The sequence below is a fragment of the Bartonella grahamii ATCC 700132 genome (assembly GCF_000518085.1).
GTDB classification, from domain to species: Bacteria; Pseudomonadota; Alphaproteobacteria; order Rhizobiales; family Rhizobiaceae; genus Bartonella; species Bartonella grahamii.
Map to the genome: position 1 here is coordinate 1 of NZ_JACX01000066.1, position 1,211 is coordinate 1,211.

Below are 1,211 nucleotides of genomic sequence, written 5' to 3' on the forward strand. Positions count from 1 at the left end.
AAAAAGGCAGCGTCTTTAGCATCATCTTTAGAAGACAAGCTAGAAGAGACAGAAAAAACAGCGAAGGAAGCCAAACAGAAAGCTGTTTATGCCGAAAATGATGCGAGGCAAGCTCGTAGTGAGGCAGAATCTGCGAAAAATATAGCTTATAATGCTAGTAGTACAGCTAACAACGCGAAGGAAGTGGCAGATAATGCTAAGACTAGAGCAAGTTTAGCAGAAATGGCAGGTGAAGAAGCCAAGAAAATAGCGGAGAAAGCCGATAACCGCGCGTATGAAGCTAAAGGTGAAGTAGGGAAAGCCAAGGAATTAGCGGAGAGTGCGAAGTCCATAGCCCAATCTGCGGAGAGAGCGGCTGAAGAAGCTAAGAAAAAAGCCAATACAGCATGGTCAAAGGCGGATGGAGCGAATGATGCGGTAAAGGCTATAAAAGATACAGCAGGTTATGCAAAACATGAAGCAGGACAGGCGCGGTCAATAGCAGAAAATGCAGAGAAAATAGCCTCGTCTGCGAGGAGTAGGGTTATCGATATCAATCAAGTGGTTGAGAATTTTAAAGCCCCCGTAAGTTTAGCGCGGATGTATTCAGACGAAGCCAAGAAAAAAGCCGAAGCAGCAGATTCAAAAGCTTATCAAGCCAAGAGCGAAGCTGATAAAGCCAAGGAAACCGCTGATAGAGCGAAAAGAACAGCAGAAGAAGCCAAAACAACCGCCGATACAATGAAGAAAGAGCTTAGTGGTATCAAGAGTTCTCTGGAAACAGCGACAACAGCTCATACAGTAGCCTCACAGGCAAAAGTGCTAGGGGAAGAGATAAACAATTTACTGAAACAGTCCAATTTAACGGTTCTTTCAATTTCTACGCCGTTTCTTGTTGCGACAGGGAAAAAACAACTCACCTTGAAGAAAGGAACGCGTATAACCTTGGCATTAGGCAATGATACTTTGGTTGCAAGTTATACGGCAGATACAAGAATAAGCGTTCCTTCTCTTTCGGCAGGCAAGGATTATTATGTTTATCTGGTTTCTGATGGAAAACAGTCTCATAAACTTGTTTTGTCAGAAAACTCTACCTATCCAAGGGATTACACAGTGAGTAATTCTCGTAAGATAGGAGGGTTTCATACGCTCTGTGCGGATGTTGGTACGATTTCTGGTCATCCCTTATCCGGTTATCAAGCAGGGGATATATTGCCGCACTCTGTTTGGTG

At 43.8% G+C, this 1,211-nt stretch carries 1 protein-coding gene; it reads left to right on the forward strand.

Annotated elements, in window-relative coordinates; genetic code table 11:
* The coding region (locus U736_RS12440) for a phage major tropism determinant (protein ID WP_026500691.1) at window positions 1-1,211 on the forward strand (1,211 nt) is incomplete at both ends.